The 19,168-nt window shown below is 37.1% G+C and carries 14 protein-coding genes; 13 read left to right on the forward strand and 1 reads right to left on the reverse strand.

Annotated features, from left to right (window positions below):
- The first annotated feature begins 48 nt into the window (after positions 1-48).
- The 5 genes from LC095_RS17810 (at position 49) to licT (ending at position 6,886) form a co-directional block, all read left to right on the forward strand.
- Complete coding sequence (locus LC095_RS17810) at positions 49-684, forward strand: histidine phosphatase family protein (protein ID WP_226529421.1); 636 nt, start codon at positions 49-51, stop codon at positions 682-684.
- Between the two features lie 325 nt (positions 685-1,009).
- Positions 1,010-2,914: a beta-glucoside-specific PTS transporter subunit IIABC gene (locus LC095_RS17815; RefSeq protein ID WP_226529422.1), complete on the forward strand. Its 1,905-nt coding sequence runs from the start codon at positions 1,010-1,012 to the stop codon at positions 2,912-2,914.
- Between the two features lie 58 nt (positions 2,915-2,972).
- Complete coding sequence (gene ascB, locus LC095_RS17820; protein ID WP_226529423.1) at positions 2,973-4,394, forward strand: 6-phospho-beta-glucosidase; 1,422 nt, start codon at positions 2,973-2,975, stop codon at positions 4,392-4,394.
- A 35-nt stretch (positions 4,395-4,429) separates the two neighbouring features.
- Complete coding sequence (locus LC095_RS17825; protein ID WP_226529424.1) at positions 4,430-5,842, forward strand: glycoside hydrolase family 1 protein; 1,413 nt, start codon at positions 4,430-4,432, stop codon at positions 5,840-5,842.
- Between the two features lie 213 nt (positions 5,843-6,055).
- Positions 6,056-6,886 carry a BglG family transcription antiterminator LicT gene (gene licT / locus LC095_RS17830; RefSeq protein ID WP_226529455.1) on the forward strand — a complete coding sequence of 277 codons (831 nt, stop codon included), beginning with the start codon at positions 6,056-6,058 and terminating at the stop codon, positions 6,884-6,886.
- 37 nt (positions 6,887-6,923) lie between these two features.
- Here licT and LC095_RS17835 read toward each other — a convergent pair whose 3' ends face one another.
- The gene (locus LC095_RS17835) at positions 6,924-7,514 is read right to left on the reverse strand and encodes a TetR/AcrR family transcriptional regulator (protein ID WP_226529425.1); all 591 of its coding nucleotides are present in this window, start codon (positions 7,512-7,514) and stop codon (positions 6,924-6,926) included.
- A gap of 145 nt (positions 7,515-7,659) precedes the next feature.
- Here LC095_RS17835 and LC095_RS17840 point away from each other — a divergent pair, with 145 nt between their 5' ends.
- The 8 genes from LC095_RS17840 to LC095_RS17875 all read left to right on the forward strand — a co-directional run bounded on the left by LC095_RS17840 (position 7,660) and on the right by LC095_RS17875 (position 19,075).
- Complete coding sequence (locus tag LC095_RS17840) at positions 7,660-8,544, forward strand: ABC transporter ATP-binding protein (protein ID WP_226529426.1); 885 nt, start codon at positions 7,660-7,662, stop codon at positions 8,542-8,544.
- Between the two features lie 19 nt (positions 8,545-8,563).
- Positions 8,564-10,168, forward strand: coding sequence for an ABC transporter permease (locus LC095_RS17845; RefSeq protein ID WP_226529427.1), 1,605 nt, complete (start codon positions 8,564-8,566; stop codon positions 10,166-10,168).
- Between the two features lie 419 nt (positions 10,169-10,587).
- Positions 10,588-12,411: an assimilatory sulfite reductase (NADPH) flavoprotein subunit gene (locus tag LC095_RS17850; protein ID WP_226529428.1), complete on the forward strand. Its 1,824-nt coding sequence runs from the start codon at positions 10,588-10,590 to the stop codon at positions 12,409-12,411.
- 29 nt (positions 12,412-12,440) lie between these two features.
- Positions 12,441-14,159, forward strand: a complete 1,719-nt coding sequence (cysI, locus tag LC095_RS17855; protein WP_226529429.1) for an assimilatory sulfite reductase (NADPH) hemoprotein subunit — start codon at positions 12,441-12,443, stop codon at positions 14,157-14,159.
- 190 nt (positions 14,160-14,349) lie between these two features.
- Entirely contained in the window at positions 14,350-15,327 is a 978-nt protein-coding gene (locus LC095_RS17860) for a ring-cleaving dioxygenase (RefSeq protein ID WP_226529430.1), read from the forward strand.
- A 93-nt stretch (positions 15,328-15,420) separates the two neighbouring features.
- Complete coding sequence (locus LC095_RS17865; RefSeq protein ID WP_226529431.1) at positions 15,421-16,257, forward strand: undecaprenyl-diphosphate phosphatase; 837 nt, start codon at positions 15,421-15,423, stop codon at positions 16,255-16,257.
- A gap of 132 nt (positions 16,258-16,389) precedes the next feature.
- Positions 16,390-17,598, forward strand: coding sequence for an MFS transporter (locus LC095_RS17870; protein ID WP_226529432.1), 1,209 nt, complete (start codon positions 16,390-16,392; stop codon positions 17,596-17,598).
- An 82-nt stretch (positions 17,599-17,680) separates the two neighbouring features.
- Positions 17,681-19,075 (forward strand): aldehyde dehydrogenase, encoded by a 1,395-nt coding sequence (locus LC095_RS17875; protein ID WP_226529433.1) that lies wholly within the window; start codon positions 17,681-17,683, stop codon positions 19,073-19,075.
- Positions 19,076-19,168: the final 93 nt, after the last annotated feature.

Here is a 19,168-nt window from a genome sequence, read left to right on the forward strand (position 1 = left end):
AGTTATGCTAAAATGCCAATTAGACATATAGAAAAGGACGTGTTCATTGTGACTAGAGAAAACAAAGTAACACTTTATTTTGTTCGCCATGGAGAAACTCAATATAATGTTGAAAGACGTATGCAGGGTTTCTGTGATTCACCACTAACTGAAAAAGGGATTTCACAGGCGAAATCTGTTGGTAAGGGGTTAGCAGATATTCCGTTTATTGCCGCTTACTCAAGTGACAGCCAACGTGTTCAGGACACAGCAAAGTATGCGATTGGTGAAAGGAACATACCATTAATCATAGATAAGAGACTCAAGGAAATGAATTTTGGTGTTTTGGAAGCATTGCTTGAGGATGAAATTCCTAGCTTATATGGAGATGCACTTGATAAATTATTTAGTCTTGATGTAAATGCATGTGCCCCTGAAGGAGAAACTTATGCACAGCTTTTTACTAGAACGGAAGAAGCTGTAAAAGAAATCGTTGAGAAACATGCATCAGAGGGTGGGAATATTCTAATTTTTTCACACGGAGTCACGATCGGGAATTATATCATCCAAGTAACAAAAAGCAAGGAATTCCAAGTACATGAAAACTGTAGTGTTTCAGTTGTAAGCTATGAAAATGGTCAATTACAGGTTGAGAAAATTGCAGATACTTCGTATAGAAATGAAGGTAGCAAGCAAGTAAATTAAATATGATGGAATTGAAAAAGAGGGTAGAGACACATCTAGCCTCCTTTTTCTATCCTAAGAAAGCAGATAGATTAGTAATCTAGTACAAAAGTCTAGAAAAATGCAAAAAAATAAATAGAAAGCGTTGACATTATTCTAGTGCCATGATAAATTACATATAACAAATAAATAATAAATATTCCGTTAGAGGAATGTTACCTTAAGTGGGCATAACCTGGACTGAATAGATACACAATAATTGCGATATCGCGATAAGCAATACGTGTGGTCTATTTGGCTCAGGTTTTTTATTTGTTTAAAAACTTCGTGAAAGAAGGGACAACTTATGAAATACGAGCAGTTGGCTAAAGATATTATTTCAAATGTCGGCGGAAAAGAAAACGTTTCCAGTATCGTTCATTGTATAACTAGATTACGCTTTAAATTAAAAGATGAATCAAAAGCAAATACAGAAGTTTTGAAAAATATGGATGATGTTGTAACGGTCATGAAGAGTGGCGGACAATATCAAGTTGTTATTGGGAACCATGTGCCAGATGTATATAAAGCTGTTCTGGAGGTAAGTGGATTACAAGCACAGGATCCTGTTGATGATGATGGTGAAAAACAAAAAGCAAGTTTCATTGATATTATTTCAAGCATCTTTACACCTGTTCTTGGCGTATTAGCTGCTACAGGGATGATCAAAGGGTTTAACGCACTTTTTATTGCGATGGGTTGGCTTGAGTCAACTTCAGGAACATATCAAATTTTAAATGCAATAGGTGACTCACTTTTCTACTTCTTCCCTATCTTCTTAGGTTATACAGCTATTAAAAAGTTTGGAGGAAGCCCTTTCATCGGGATGGCCATTGGAGGGTCACTCGTTTATCCGACACTATCAGGATTAACAGCAGGTGAACCACTTTATACATTATTTGCAGGCACGATGTTTGAATCACCAATTTATATTACATTTTTAGGTGTACCAGTTATCTTAATGAGTTATGCATCATCTGTCATTCCAATTATTCTATCAGCATATTTCGCGGCTGTTGTTGAAAAGCGTTTAAGAAAAATGATTCCGGATGTTGTAAAAGCATTCATTGTACCTATGTTTACGTTATTAATTGTTGTACCACTCACATTTATCATTATTGGTCCAATCTCAACTTGGGCGGGAAGCTTACTTGGACAGGGAACTCTCTTTATCTATAACTTAAGTCCAATCATTGCAGGAATTCTTGTTGGAGGTCTATGGCAAGTATTAGTTATTTTTGGTCTTCATTGGGGCCTTGTACCAATTGCTATTAATAATGTTACAACAATGGGGCAAGATCCGGTTTTAGCTACAACTATGGCGGCTTCATTTGCACAAATTGGTGCGGTACTAGCTGTTTATATTAAAACAAAGCAACAGAAATTAAAAACGTTAAGTATTCCAGCATTTATTTCAGGAATCTTCGGTGTAACAGAGCCCGCAATTTACGGTGTTACATTACCGCTTAAAAAGCCATTCATTATAAGCTGTATCGGTGCAGCTGTAGGTGGAGGAATTATTGGAGCTGCCGGCTCCCAGCTTTATATCATTGGCGGTATGGGAGTATTTTCAGTCCCGTCATTTATTAGCCCAACTGATGGAATTACATTCGGTTTATGGGGAGCTATCATTTCATTCATTGTAGCATTTGGCTTAGGTTTCATTCTTACGTATTTATTTGGAATGGGTAAAAGAAAAAGCGAAGCAACTGAAACTGCAAAAAACGAAGCTGCAGCAACAACTACTTCAACTGCTGCAGGAGAAGAAATCACAAGCCCATTAAAAGGTGAAGTGTTGAATTTGTCTGACATTAAAGATGAAGCGTTTGCATCTGGAGCACTTGGTGATGGTGTGGCAATTGAACCTATTGAAGGAAAGCTTTTCGCACCAGCTACAGGTACAGTTTCAGCACTTTTCCCAACTAACCATGCGATTGGGATCAAAACAGATCAAGGCGCAGAGATTTTAATCCACATTGGCATGGATACAGTGAAACTTGGCGGGAAACACTTCTCAGTTCACACAAGCCAAGGTGCACGTGTAGAAAAAGGACAATTATTAATTGAATTTGATATTAAACAAATTAAAGCAGAAGGATTGCCGGTTACAACTCCAGTTGTCGTAACGAACTATAAGGATTTTACCTTGCAAAAAACAAGTGAAAAACAAATTAGTTTTGACGATCAACTGTTCAAAATTAGCTCTAAGTAATAACTATTGGAGGGAAGAGTTGTTTTCTTTCCTCCTTCAATTGAAAGGAGAGTATCAAATGACATTTCCAAAAGGATTTTTATGGGGCGGTGCCATAGCTGCAAATCAGTCTGAAGGTGCCTATCTTGAAGATGGTAAAGGATTAACAACAGTTGATTTACTTCCTACTGGTGAAAAACGTTGGGATATAATGTTTGGAAATCTTCCTTCTTTTCAGCCGCTTGAAGGTGAATTTTACCCATCCCATGAAGCGATTGACTTTTATCATCGCTATAAAGAGGACATTGCTTTGTTTGCAGAAATGGGGTTCAAGGCTTTACGCGTTTCGGTATCTTGGGCACGTATTTTTCCGAATGGAGATGACCATCAGCCAAATGAGGCTGGCCTAAAGTTTTATGACGAACTATTCGATGAACTATTAAAATACAACATTGAACCAGTTGTGACAATTGCACATTTTGATGTACCAGTTCACTTAGTTAAAACCTATGGAAGTTGGAGAAATCGTAAGCTTGTTTCATTATTTGAAACATATGCTACAACACTTTTTAAACGTTACAAAGACAAAGTGAAGTACTGGATGACATTTAATGAAATTAATATGCTCCTACATTTACCATTTGTAGGCGCAGGACTTGTTTTCAAAGAAGGTGACAATAAAAAACAAATTCAGTACCAAGCGGCACATCATCAGTTGGTTGCTAGTGCACTTGCTGTTAAAGCTTGTCATCAAATTAGTCCGGATGCAAAAATCGGTTGTATGCTTGCGGCAGGGATGACATACCCATATACATGTAATCCGGAAGATGTGTGGGATGCGATGGATAAAGACCGCGAGTCATTTTTCTTCATTGATGTACAATCACGCGGGGAATATCCAGGATATGCAAAAAGATTTTTTAAAGATCATAACCTAACGATTGACATGGAAGATGGAGACGAAGAGCTCTTGAAAAACTATACTGTCGACTATATTGGCTTTAGCTATTATGCAAGCAGGGCGACGAGTACTGATCCGGAAATCAATAATATGACAGCAGGAAATGTATTTGGCTCAATTGAGAATCCTTACCTGGAAAAATCAGAGTGGGGTTGGACGATTGATCCGAAGGGATTCCGAATTACAGCAAATCAATTATATGATCGCTACCAAAAACCATTATTTGTTGTAGAAAATGGATTAGGGGCTGTTGATCAACTGTCATCAGACGGAGAAGTAAATGACGACTACCGTATTGAATACTTAAAAAAGCATGTGAAAGAAATGTCTGAAGCCATTAAAGATGGTGTAGAAATCATTGGCTACACAAGCTGGGGTCCGATTGATATTGTAAGTGCATCAAGTGGTGAAATGAAAAAACGTTATGGTTATATATATGTTGATAAAGAAAATGATGGACAAGGTACACTTACCAGATATAAAAAGAAAAGCTTTAATTGGTATAAACAAGTAATCGAAACGAATGGGGAAGTACTCTAATTTTTTGACTATAAAAGGATTGAAAGGTGATACGTATGAATACAAACACAAGAAAATTTCCAGAAGGATTTTTATGGGGAGGAGCAGTTGCTGCAAACCAATTAGAAGGTGCTTATCAAGAGGATGGCAAAGGTCTTTCAACAGCTGATGTTTCTCCAAATGGAATCATGAGTCCGCCGGATTTCTCGATGGAACAATTTAACCTATACCACGACGCAATTGATTTCTATCATAAATATAAAGAAGATATTGCATTATTTGCAGAAATGGGATTTAAAGCATTTCGTTTCTCCATCTCTTGGACAAGATTATTTCCGAATGGTGATGAAGTTGAGCCAAACGAAAAAGGGCTTCAATTTTATGACAATATGATTGATGAGTTACTAAAGCATAATATAGAACCAGTTCTTACAATTTCTCATTATGAAATGCCATTAGGCTTAGTGAAAAACTATGGAGGATGGAAAAATCGCAAATTAGTGGAGTTCTACGAACGTTTAGCAAAAACAATCTTTACACGTTTTAAAGACAAAGTAAAATATTATATGACTTTTAATGAAATTAATGTCCTGTTACATGCACCATTTACGGGTGGAGGACTGTTATTTGAAGACGGTCAAAAAAATGAACAAGATATTTATCAAGCGGCACATCATCAATTTTTAGCAAGTGCACTTGCAGTTAAAGCCGGACATGAAATCATTCCCGGATCACAAATTGGCTGTATGATTGCTTCAATGGTAACGTATCCTTATACATCTAAACCGGAGGATATGTTTGCAGCACTCACTCAAGACCGTAAAACATTATTTTTCTCAGATGTTCAATCAAGAGGGTACTATCCACTTTATATGTTGAATTACTTTAAAGATAACAACATTCAAATCGAAATGGCGGATGGTGATTTAGAGCTGCTTCAAAATAACACGGTTGACTACATTGGTTTTAGCTATTACATGTCATTTGTTGCTAGCACAGCTCCTGAGCATCAAGATGAAAAAACAGCAGGAAACCTTTTAGCTGGTGTGAAAAACCCGTACTTAGAAGCATCAGAATGGGGCTGGCAAATTGACCCAGTAGGACTAAGAACTGTTTGTAACCAACTGTATGATCGTTATCAAAAACCACTTTTCATCGTTGAAAATGGACTTGGTGCTGTTGATAAAGTCGAAGAAGACGGCTCAATTCAAGATGATTATCGTATTGAATACCTTGATGCCCATATTCGTGAAATGAAAAATGCGATCGGTGATGGTGTTGAAATTATGGGTTACACATCATGGGGACCAATTGACCTTGTAAGTGCATCAACTGCAGAGCTTAGAAAACGATACGGTTTCATCTACGTAGATCGCGATAGTGAAGGAAAAGGAACGAATAAACGCTATAAAAAGAAAAGCTTTGACTGGTACAAAAATGTAATTGCAACAAATGGGGAAGACTTCTAAAAGAATCACCAAGGAAAGCCCACTTATGGAGCTTTCCTTCTTCTCTTATTATAAAACAGCCTTTGTCCTATAAGCTTTTACCCAGAGTAACTAGTAGATGAAAATGAATGTGTTTTGCCGTATAATACACTGTAATATAAAGAGATTATAAGAGAAATACTGTTTTTTTAATGTCCTCAAATGAACGCCATAAAACATGATTTAGGTGATCGTATGAAAATAGAAAAGGTTTATAACAATAATGTCGTAAGTGCTTATAATGAAGAAAATACAGAACTTGTCATCATGGGTAAGGGTCTTGCTTTTCAAAAAAAGCCCGGTGATGAAATAGAGGAAGAAAAAATAGAAAAGGTATTTACCTTGAAAAACAATGATATATCAGAACGATTTAAAAGTCTTCTCTATGAAGTGTCACTAGAATTAATGGAAGTAGCAGAAGAAATCATAAAACTAGCAAAAAGAAAGCTTGGAAGAGAACTAAATGATAGTATATACATTTCATTAACTGACCATATCAACTTTGCAATTGAAAGGAATAAAAAAGGTCTTGATATTAAAAATGCCTTATTGTGGGAGATCAAGAAATTATACAAAGATGAATTTTCTATCGGGTTAGAGGCATTATGCATGATTAAGGAAAAGCTCGAGGTCACTCTTCCAGACGATGAAGCAGGTTTTATTGCGATGCATATTGTAAATGCTGAGTTAAACGAAGAAATGCCGAATATCGTAAATATAACAAAAACAATGCAAGACATCCTTAAAATCGTTAAATATCACTTTGGCCTTGAATTTAATGAAGAATCACTAAACTTTTTCCGTTTTGTTACTCATTTAAAATTTTTCGCACAAAGGCTTTACAGTCAAACATACATGGAAAGTGATGATGACTTCTTGTTTGAAGCTGTAAAAAACAAACATAAAGATGCTTTTGAATGTACGGAAAAAATAAATGACTATGTAAAAAGACAGTTTGATTATGAATTAACGAATGATGAGAAATTATATTTAACGGTGCATATTGAACGAGTTGTTAATCGTTGATTGAAAAGGGAGCATGAAATTTTTCCATGCTCCTATTTCATTTTTCCCGTTCTTTTCCCATGATTCCATAGAAAAATATGTTCGTTATATCCTCTGTAAGCGGCAGGATCTTCTGATAAACCTCTTCCCTCTGTATATAATCCTTAAGCATGTATATATATAATAACATGGCCTCTTCTGATAACTCCTTATTAATATATCCTTGCTCTTTTCCTTCTTTAAGTAAAAGTTGAAGATAAGGTACAGCCTTTTCTGCATATATTTTCTCTATATAATTTCCTTCAGTGGAGAATTCCTTCATTAAATACTGATAAAACTCCTCATTAATTGAACTAGCAACTTCTTTCTTGTTAAAAATAAGTGTTTTAATTTTTTCTGGGAATGGTATGTCACTATGAATAACCTGTTCAAATTGATTGGTTGCCTTATTGACATAGTAGAGAAAGACTTCTTTTACAAGATTGTGTTTGCTTTCAAAATAATTGTATATCGTTACTTGCGAAACATTTGCTTTTTTCGCAATATCTGAAATGGCTACTTTTTGAACCCCAAAATCCATAAATAATTGCAATGCTGCTTTTAAAATGTTTTGTTTCTTTTGTTCTTTTCGTCGTTGAAACCCGTCCAAATTACTTCACCTCATTCTTAGTTTAATCAAAAATATGAAATATCACAAATGAATGAGTTCAAAATATCTTGAAAACGATCAAATATTTGTATATTATGAAATATATAAGTTAAAATATTTCAAAACTTATAAAAGGGGGAGAATAATGTCAATCCTTAAAGCAGTTAATGTATCAAAGAAATTTGGGAAATTTACAGCTTTGAATCATGTAAATCTTGAAGTAAACCAAGGGGAAGTGTATGGTTTTATTGGCCCAAATGGAGCTGGGAAATCTACTACAATACGGATATTTTTAGGGATTTTAAAAGCATCTGGCGGAGAAGTGAAGATCTTTGGTAAGGACGCGTGGAAGGATGCGGTAGAAATCCATAAGCATTTATCTTATGTGCCTGGTGATGTGAATCTTTGGCCAAACTTAACGGGTGGTGAGGTGATTGATTTGTTCATGAGGCTACGAGGTACATCGGCGGATAAAAATCGCAGAGATGAATTGATTCAGCGGTTTAATTTAGATCCTACGAAAAAGTGTCGTACCTATTCTAAGGGAAACCGTCAAAAAGTAGCGTTAATTGCAGCCTTTTCAACTGATGCTGATCTCTTTATATTAGATGAACCTACATCCGGTCTTGATCCTTTAATGGAAAAGGTGTTTCAAGAATGTGTATTAGAAGCAAAGAGGAATGGAAAAAGTGTGCTTCTTTCAAGTCATATATTATCAGAGGTTGAAAGACTTTGTGATCGAGTCGGGATCATTAGACGAGGTGAGATTATTGAAACTGGAACATTAGATGAGCTTCGTCACCTTACAAGAACAAATTTAGTTATTCAAACAAAGCAGCCTCTTTTAGGACTCGAAGCAATACAGGGTGTTCATGAAATAGTCGGCAATGATCGGGAATTTTCTTTTCAAGTAGATGGAAAGGATCTTGATGAGGTAATCCGTTATATTTCCGGATTTGGTCTCGATAAATTAGAAAGTACACCACCAACATTAGAAGACTTGTTTATGCGTCATTATGATGAAACTTGAGAGCGGGAGGTAGATCTTCATGTGGAAACAGTTTTATAGTGAAACCGGAACAATGACCCGCTTTCTAATAAGAAGGGACCGCATCCGTTTTCCAATCTGGATTATCGTACTTTCTTTCATCACAATTGTCACAGCAACAGCCTTCACAGGCCTTTACAAATCAGAGGAAGAAAGACAGGCAATCGCAGAAACGATGAAAAACCCGGCAATGACCGCAATGGTAGGACCAGGGTATGGGCTGGATCATTATACAGAGGGACCTATGATGGCTCATCAAATGTTACTATTTACCGCAATTGTTGTCGCCATCATGAGCATTTTACTTGTGACAAGACATACACGGACAGATGAAGAAGAAGGGAGACTGGAATTAATCCGTTCCCTGCCTGTTGGACGCCTTTCATCTTTAAGTGCAACAATAATTGTGTTACTAACAATGAATAGTTTACTAGCAATCATCATTGGATTTGGCTTGTATAGCTTGCATATCGGTAGTATGGATCTTGAAGGCTCGCTATTATATGGAGTCGTTCTCGGGACAACAGGTATTTTCTTTAGTGCTGTTACAGCGTTTTTTGCACAAGTATCATCAAATGCTAGAGGAACAATAGGTCTGTCCTTTACGGTATTAGGAATATCTTATTTAATTCGTGCAATCGGTGATGTGAGCAATGAAACAATCTCTTGGTTTTCACCGTTAGGTTGGGGATTGAAAACCGAAGTATATGTAAACAATTATTGGTGGCCGATTGGATTAACGATCTTGTTTTCCATTATTCTTATTATCTTAGCATATTATTTAAATACGATTCGTGATGTGGGCGCAGGATTTATTTCAGCTAGACCAGGTCGAAAGCATGCATCACGATTATTGCAAAGTTCGCTTGGTTTGGCATTTAGAATTCAACGAACATCTATTATGACATGGGCGATTGGAATGTTTATCTTAGGTGTTTCCTACGGCTCAGTATTTGGAGATTTAGAATTATTTTTTTCAAGTAATGAGATGGTGAGTCAAATGTTAACACCGGTTGAAGGCTTAACCTTGACAGAACAATTTGTTTCTATGCTAATGGCCGTTATTTCGATGATAAGCACAGTACCTGCTTTAATATTTCTCTTTAAACTAAAGGGGGAAGAAAAACAAAACCGGACTGAACATTTATTAACTCGCGCAGTATCCCGGTATAAACTGCTAGGGAGTTACTTATTTCTTTCCATATTAATGGGATTTGTCATGTTATGTTTAGCGACAATTGGATTATGGGCTGCAGCGGCAAGTGTTATGCAAGAGCCTATTTCTTTTAGTTTATTATGTAAAGCGGCGATCGTTTATTTGCCAGCAATATGGTTGATGACAGGTTTGGGTGTATTCGTAATTGGTGTTATTCCCCGATTCTCCGGATTTGCATGGTTGTATTTAGGCTATTCCTTCTTTGTTGTTTATTTAGGTGAATTGCTTCAATTTCCAGAATGGATGGGAAATCTCTCACCATTCGGTCATGTTCCACAGCTTCCTGTGGAGGAAATAAACTATGTTTCCATTACTTTACTAACTTGTATTTCAGTTGTTTTTATGATCATCGGATTTATCGGGTATCGAAAAAGGGACATAGAAGGATGAGTTGGAGTCCTCTAATAGCCAGATTGCTATTAGAGGGCTTTTTAATTGGCAGTGGTTGTTTGCCCGCTGATAGACTCGGCTATTCGCCGATATATCTCTGAAATTGCTGATTGAGATGTATTTAGATGTATTTAAATGAAATTCGAACCAGAGAAAGCAAAACGATTACTAAAATCAACGAATTTACCTCATGTAGGAGAGAATAAAGGACGAAAATATGACCTTACCAAGATAAGAGAATGTTAAATTTGACAAAAACTTTTTAATTCTTTACACAATTAATTCCAACTTTATTGATAGGAATAATGAGTTGTGTTAAAATGAATTATATTTTTTACTTGTATGTGAGCAAAAAATGATGGAAACTAGGAATTATGTAATAATTTGTATAAGTATATTTCTTTGTGAGGTGGATTTTGTTGCAACTTCAGGTAATGAACAGCCCGTTTAATCAGGAGCAAGCAGAGCTCCTTAATCGTCTTCTGCCAACTTTGACAGATTCTCAAAAAGTCTGGTTGAGCGGATATTTAGCTGCTACTCAGTCTGGTTCTGCTAGTGTTCCGGCTGGTCCCGAGGCACCGGTAGCAGGAGCAGTTGCTCAAGCTAATGTAAAGCCGGTATCAAAAGATGTTACAATTCTTTATGGTTCACAAACAGGTAATGCCCAGAGTCTCGCTGACAAGTCAGGAAAAACACTCGAAGAGCGCGGTTATAAAGTGACTGTATCATCAATGAGTGATTTCAAACCGAATAATTTAAAAAAGGTTGAGAATCTTCTTATTGTGGTGAGTACACATGGAGAGGGAGATCCACCGGATAATGCCTTATCATTCCATGAGTTTTTACATGGAAAGCGTGCTCCGAAGCTGGATGATCTTCGCTTCTCGGTGTTATCACTTGGTGATAGCTCATATGAGTTTTTCTGTCAAACAGGAAAAGAATTTGATCAACGTTTAGAAGATCTTGGAGGCACTCGTTTATACCCGCGTATTGACTGTGATCTTGATTTTGATGAGCCTGCTGCAGAATGGATTGAAGGAGTGTATGCAGGATTAAGTGAAGTGCAGTCTGCAAGTGTTGAATCAGCATCAGCTGTTGCTGCAGCACCTGCTGTTGAATCAGCGTATTCCCGTACAAATCCTTTTAAAGCAGAAGTTCTTGAAAACCTTAATTTAAATGGTCGTGGTTCTAATAAAGAAACACGTCATGTAGAGTTATCTCTTGAAGGTTCCGGACTAACTTATGAGCCTGGTGACAGCCTTGGTGTGTATCCGGAGAATGATCCTGCGCTTGTTGAGCTAGTGTTAGAAACAACAAAATGGGATGGAAATCAAACAGTAACTGTTAATAAAGAAGAGATAACGCTGAAAGAAGCATTAAGCAAAAAACTCGAAATTACCGTACTGACAAAGCCTTTAATTGAAAAAGCAGCACAGCTTTCTTCAAATGAAGAATTAAAAGCTCTTGTTGCTCCGGAAAAAATCAATGACTTAAAAACGTATATCGACGGACGTGATTTAATAGATTTACTTCGTGATTTTGGACCGTGGAATGTTTCGGCACAGGATTTTGTTGCGATTTTACGTAAAATGCCTTCCCGTTTGTACTCTATTTCTAGCAGTCTAGTAGCAAACCCGGAAGAAGTTCATTTAACGATTGGTGCAGTTCGTTATGAAGCTCATGGCCGTAAACGAAATGGTGTGGCATCCATTTTAACTGCAGAACGCTTGCAGCCAGGTGATACATTACCGGTCTATATTCAACATAACCAAAACTTTAAGCTTCCGGAAAATCCGGACACACCGATTATCATGGTAGGACCTGGTACAGGTGTTGCACCTTTCCGTTCCTTTATGCAGGAGCGTGAAGAGATCGGTGCGGAAGGAAAGTCATGGATGTTCTTTGGAGATCAGCATTTTGTGACAGATTTCCTTTATCAGACAGAATGGCAAAAATGGTTAAAAGATGGCGTCCTAACGAAAATGGATGTTGCGTTCTCCCGTGATACAGAAGAAAAAGTTTATGTGCAACATCGTATGAAGGAGCACAGCAAGGAACTATTCGAATGGCTTGAACAAGGTGCGGTTGTTTACATCTGTGGTGATGAAAAGCATATGGCACATGATGTACATCAGACCCTTATCGATATTATAGAAGAAGAAGGCGGGTTAAGCCGTGAAAAAGCGGAAAACTACCTTGCCGACATGCAGCAAACGAAACGCTATCAGCGCGATGTATATTGATCTTTGATTGAAAGGAGTTTTTCTAGAACATGGCGAACCAAATATTAAAAGCACCAGAAGGCGCTCCAAGTGATGTTGAACGTATTAAAGAAGAAAGTGACTACTTGCGCGGTACGCTTAAAGAATCCATGCTTGAGCGACTAAGCGCTGGGATTTCTGATGATGATAACCGCCTGATGAAGCACCACGGAAGCTATTTGCAGGATGATCGTGACCTTCGTAATGAACGTCAGAAGCAAAAATTAGAGCCAGCTTATCAATTTATGCTGCGTGTTCGATTACCGGGCGGAGTTGCAACACCTGATCAATGGCTTGTAATGGATGATCTTGCAAATAAATACGGAAATGGAACACTAAAGCTTACAACTCGTATGACATTCCAAATGCATGGTATTCTAAAATGGAATATGAAGCCAACAATTCAAGGCATTCATGCATCATTAATGGATACGATTGCTGCTTGTGGAGATGTTAACCGTAATGTAATGTGTGTCGCAAATCCTTATCAATCAACTGTCCATGAAGAAGTGTACCAATGGTCTAAAAAGCTAAGTGATGATTTACTTCCTCGCACAAGAGCTTACCATGAAATATGGCTTGATGAAGAAAGAGTAGCAGGTACACCAGATATTGAAGAAGTTGAGCCAATGTATGGCCCGCTTTATTTACCACGTAAGTTTAAAATTGGGATTGCTGTACCACCGTCAAACGATGTCGATGTATTTTCTCAAGACTTAGGCTTAATCGCGATTGTTGAAAACGACAAGCTTGTTGGTTTTAACGTAGCAATTGGTGGCGGAATGGGGATGTCACATGGTGATAAGGCGACATATCCACAGCTTGCAAAAGTAATCGGCTTCTGTAAACCGGAACAAATCTATGATGTTGCAGAAAAAGTTATCACCATTCAACGTGATTACGGAAATCGTTCATCTCGTAAAAATGCCCGCTTCAAATATACTGTTGATCGATTAGGATTGGAAAATGTTGTAGAAGAACTTCATAATCGTCTTGGCTGGAGTCTTGATGAAGCAAAACCATTCAACTTTGACCATAACGGTGATCGCTATGGTTGGGTAAAAGGTGTGAAAGGAAAATGGAATTTCACATTATTCATTGAAGGTGGCCGTGTAACAGACTATGAAAACTACAAACTGATGACTGGAATAAGAGAAATCGCGAAAATTCACAAAGGCGATTTCCGTTTAACAGCGAACCAAAATCTAATCATCGGAAATGTATCAACACAGAAAAAGAAAAAAATCGATGAGATTATTGAAAAATATGGTCTAACCGATGGTAAGCATTACTCTGCATTACGCCGCAGCGCTCTTGCATGTGTGGCGTTACCAACATGTGGTTTAGCGATGGCAGAAGCAGAACGTTATCTACCAACACTTATCGATAAAATCGATGAAATTGTTGATCAAAACGGTCTTAATGATAAAGAGATTACGATCCGTATGACAGGCTGTCCAAACGGATGTGCACGCCATGCGTTAGGCGAAATCGGATTTATCGGAAAAGCCCCTGGTAAATACAATATGTATTTAGGTGCAGCGCATGACGGAACACGTTTAAGCAAAATGTACCGTGAAAACATCGGAGAAGAAGAAATTTTGAAAGAGCTTGGTACAATTCTTCCACGCTATGCAAAAGAGCGTAAAGAAAACGAGCACTTTGGGGACTTCGTAATCCGCGCAGGTATTATTAAAGCAACAACAGATGGTACAAATTTTCATGATTGATAAAGAGAGCCAAGGAGAAATCCTTGGTTTTTTATTTTATCCAAGAGGTAAATTTACCTTAGTTCAATGACTTGCAATGAAGGTAATTTCATGATATATTATCTTTAAATCGAGATATTTGAATTAAGTGTATTTATGAACGTAAAAAAATCATAATAAATAGTACATTCATGATAACGGAGGAATGAAAATGAACCATTTAAAAGGAATACACCATGTAACAGCTATTACAAGTAGTGCAGAAAAAAATTATGAATTTTTCACTTTTGTTTTAGGGATGCGGTTAGTGAAGAAAACAGTTAATCAGGATGATATTCAGACTTATCATTTATTTTTTGCTGATGATGTAGGCAGTGCAGGAACGGATATGACTTTCTTCGATTTCCCTGGGATTCCGAAAGGGGTTCATGGAACGAATGAGATTTCAAAAACATCATTTCGGGTTCCAACCGATGCTTCACTTGATTATTGGGTCAATCGTTTTGATCGTTTAGAAGTTAATCATACAGGAATTAAAGAACAATTTGGCAAGAAAACACTGTCCTTTGTTGATTATGATGATCAACACTATCAGTTAATTTCCGATGAGCATAATAAGGGAGTTGCATCAGGTACACCTTGGCAAAAAGGACCTATTCCATTAGAACATGCTATTACAGGCTTGGGGCCAATCTTTATCAGAATCTCCAATTTTGATCAACTAAAGGAAGTATTAGAAAAAGCTCTTTTATTTAAGGAAATTGCCCAGGAAGGATCTTTTCATTTATTTGAAGTGGGTGAGGGAGGAAACGGAGCACAAGTAATTGTAGAACATAATGTAATGCTTCCTCAAGGAATTCAAGGCTTTGGTACAGTCCACCATGTAGCCTTCCGTGTAGAAGATCGTAATGTGTTAGAAGAGTGGATTACCAGAATGGAAAACATAGGATTCCACACATCAGGATATGTAAACAGACATTTCTTTGAATCATTATATGCTAGGGTTGCACCTCAAATTTTATTTGAATTTGCAACAGATGGTCCAGGATTTATGGGGGATGAGCCTTATGAAACATTAGGTGAAAAACTCTCACTGCCACCATTTCTTGAACCAAAACGTGAACAAATTGAAAAAATGGTTCGTCCGATTGACACAGTAAGAAGTACAAAGGAATTTGTAAAAGAATAGTCTTAAGAAAAAATTAAGTTCCATCTCAGTTGCTTTGACGGTATACTTACATTTGTGGGTTTACCGATTAAAGAATGATAGGAGCTTATAAAGATGGATTTTATTACAATCTTAAAAGCTGTTATATTAGGCTTGGTAGAAGGATTAACAGAATTTGCACCAGTTTCTTCAACAGGTCATATGATTATTGTTGATGATATGTGGTTACAATCAGAAGAATTTTTAACAAAATATGTTGCAAATACATTTAAAATTGTTATTCAACTAGGGTCGATATTAGCAGTTGTCGTTGTATTTAAAGACAGATTTATTCAAATGCTGGGATTGAGCAGATTTAGCAAAAGAGTACAAAAAAGGACTACTCAGAATCGACTAAAGCTTTCACAAGTTATTGTCGGGTTAATTCCGGCAGGTGTTTTAGGCGTTTTGTTTGAGGATTATATCGATGAGTATTTATTCTCAATCGAGACCGTGTTAATCGGGTTAGTTGTGGGTGCGCTCTTAATGATTGCTGCTGACCTTTTCGGTCCAAAAGCATCAAAGATTGATACGGTTGACCAAATTACGTACAAGCAGGCATTATCAGTGGGGCTTATTCAGTGTCTTTCATTATGGCCGGGTTTTTCACGCTCTGGCTCGACGATTTCAGGTGGAGTGTTATTGGGAATGAGCCACCGTGCAGCAGCTGATTTTACATTTATTATGGCTGTACCGATTATGGCGGGAGCAAGCTTTCTATCTCTACTTAAAAACTGGCAATACTTCACACTTGATGCCATGCCGTTTTTTATCGCAGGATTTATTAGTGCCTTTGTTTTTGCGTTAATATCAATCCGCTTTTTCTTGAAATTGATTAATAAAATTAAATTAATGCCATTTGCGATCTACCGTATTGTGCTGGTTGTCGTGATTTGGGTATTGTACTTCTAAGCATATTTATAAAGAGAAGAGATTAACATAATGTTGATTTTCTTCTCTTTTTTTATTTTTAGTATTTAAAAGATGAATGAAAGCGGATAAGATAAATAAATACACAGAGTAAGCTACATAAGGAGGTTTATTTTGACTGGTGATATCGAAGTTCAGAAGCTCTCACTCTATGATCATATTTTGTTTATTCTAATTACCTTTATTTATTGGTTTTCACTTTATATTTATGTGCCGGTATTTGTTTCATATTTGGACTATTTAGGTGGTACATATACGATCGTTGGATTTATCGTCGGAAGCTATGGGATTATGCAAATTTTATTGCGACTTCCGGTTGGAGTTGTCTCAGATCGCCTGCAAATTCGGAAGCCTTTTGTAATAGCTGGCCTAGTGACAGGAGTGATTAGCTGTCTTGGTTTTGCTTTAACGGAGAGTATAGAGTTTGCTTTGGTATCAAGGTTTATTTCCGGCATTACAGCATCGATGTGGGTTGCATTTACTGTTCTATATGCGAGCTATTTTAAGCAAGAAGACACAACAAGAGCTATGGGGAATGTACAGTTTATTACAGTTGCTTCCCAACTTATAAGTATGGGTTTGAGTGGATACCTCGTGACTCAATGGGGGTGGAAATCTCCATTTTGGATAGGAGGATTTGTTGGAATACTTGGGATCTTGTTAGCGCTTCGAATAAAAGAATCAAAGAAGAAAACAGAGACTAAGAAGATGAAAATGAGCGAACTAAATGAAGTCTTAAGAGAGCCGACTGTCTTAAAAGCAGCAATCTTATCAGCTCTTGCTCATGCTGTCCTATTTATTACGATGTTTGGATTTACACCAGATTATGCGCTAAAAATAGGTGCCTCAAAGGAGAGCCTTATTTATTTAGTATTTAGCTTTATGGTCCCCCATGCAATTGCGCCTATTATAACTGGAAGATATTTAGCTGGAATTTTTCAAAAGTGGAAAATCTTAGTTGTAGGATTCTTTGGTTCATTTGTGTTTTCAGTTATTATTCCGTTTATAAATAACCTGGAAGTTCTTTATCTTACACAAGCAGTTAATGGCTTTGCCCAAGGGATGACCATACCATTGTTAATGGGAATGGCGATTCAAACCATTCCGAATAGAAAACGCGCCACTGCGATGGGGTTGTTTCAAGCGGTGTATGCAATCGGTATTTTTCTAGGGCCATTTATCTCAGGTTTATTTTCTGGGGAGGGAACATTTCTACCAGTATTTTTGACCGCAGGCGCAGCAGGACTAATTGGAATGTTCTTATCACTGAAATGGGGATATCAATATTCACCTCTATCAAAAAAGAAAATAGAGTCGATGTAGGAAAGTGGAATGATAAACTTTGACATCTTCCCCTTATGAGGTCTATATTAACAGATGATAAGCTCTATTAGGAGGAATTGTCATGGCTCAATTGAGTGAACAGACCGTTGAATCTGTATCAACAGTTGTTCAACTTCAAAAAAACTTCTTTCATAACGGTCAAACAAAGTCAAAGGACTTCAGAAAAAAAATGCTTCAAACCCTTGCTGATCAGGTTCGGAAACATGAAAAAGCAATATGTAAGGCACTTAAACTTGATTTAAATAAATCTGAAACTGAAGCATATATGACTGAAATTGGCTTTTTGTTAGAGGAGATAAAATTTACATTAAAGCATTTAGATAAATGGATGAAGCCTGAAAAGGTAAAAACAGCGAAAACACATATAGGATCTAAAGGTATTAGAGTAGCTGAGCCTTATGGTGTCACGCTCATCATTGCACCATGGAATTATCCGTTTCAGCTACAACTGGCCCCCCTTATTGGAGCTATTGCAGCAGGAAATACAGCCATTTTAAAGCCTTCCGAATTAACACCACATACATCTTCAATACTGGTAAAGTTAATTCAAGAAGCGTTTGACCCTGCTTATGTGACTGTGATGGAAGGTGGAGTCGAGACAACAAGCTTTTTATTAGATCAACCATTCGACTATATCTTTTTTACTGGAAGTGTCCCTGTTGGGAAAATAGTGATGAAGGCTGCTGCCGAAAGATTAATTCCGATCACGTTAGAGCTTGGTGGGAAGAGCCCTTGCATTGTAGACCGATCAGCCAATTTGGAGCTTGCTGCAAAGAGAATTATGTTTGGAAAGCTAATGAATGCCGGTCAAACCTGTATTGCACCGGATTACCTCTTTCTCGATAAAAAAATTAAAGAGCCATTAATCGAAGAATTAAAAAAGGTGATTGTTGATTTTTATGGTGAAAACGCAATTCAAAATGAAGAGTTTACAAAAATTGTAAATGACCGTCATTTTCATCGCTTAAAGAGTTACTTATCAGATGGAACGATCCTGTTTGGCGGCCAATCAGATGAAAGCCAACTAAAGATAAATCCAACACTGATCAAACCAAAAGATCTTACATCTCCTCTAATGACAGATGAAATCTTTGGACCAATACTGCCCATCTTGGAGTACGATAACATACAAGAAGCAGTTGATTTTATTAATAGCCGTCCAAAGCCATTAGCTTTATACGTTTTTACAACAAATGATGAGGTAGCAAAACAAGTCACTGAGTCTACTTCATTTGGTGGTGGGTGTATTAATGATACACTTATGCATATTGCAACGCCATACCTGCCTTTTGGAGGTGTTGGTGAAAGTGGAATGGGAACATATCATGGGGAGGCGAGCTTTCAAACGTTTTCCCATTATAAGAGTGTACTCAAACAAACCGATCGTTTTGATTTCAGCTTCAGGTATCCAAATGCAAAAAATAGTTTAAAAATGATGAAAAAATTGATGAAGTAAAGTAACGAAAGGATCAGTTATGGGAACTGATCCTTTTTATACGATCAGAAAGTATCTAAATTTTATGGATGATAGTATAAGAAAAACTAGGGC

This window comes from Metabacillus niabensis, assembly GCF_020524345.1.
In the GTDB taxonomy this organism is placed as follows: domain Bacteria; phylum Bacillota; class Bacilli; order Bacillales; family Bacillaceae; genus Metabacillus; species Metabacillus niabensis_B.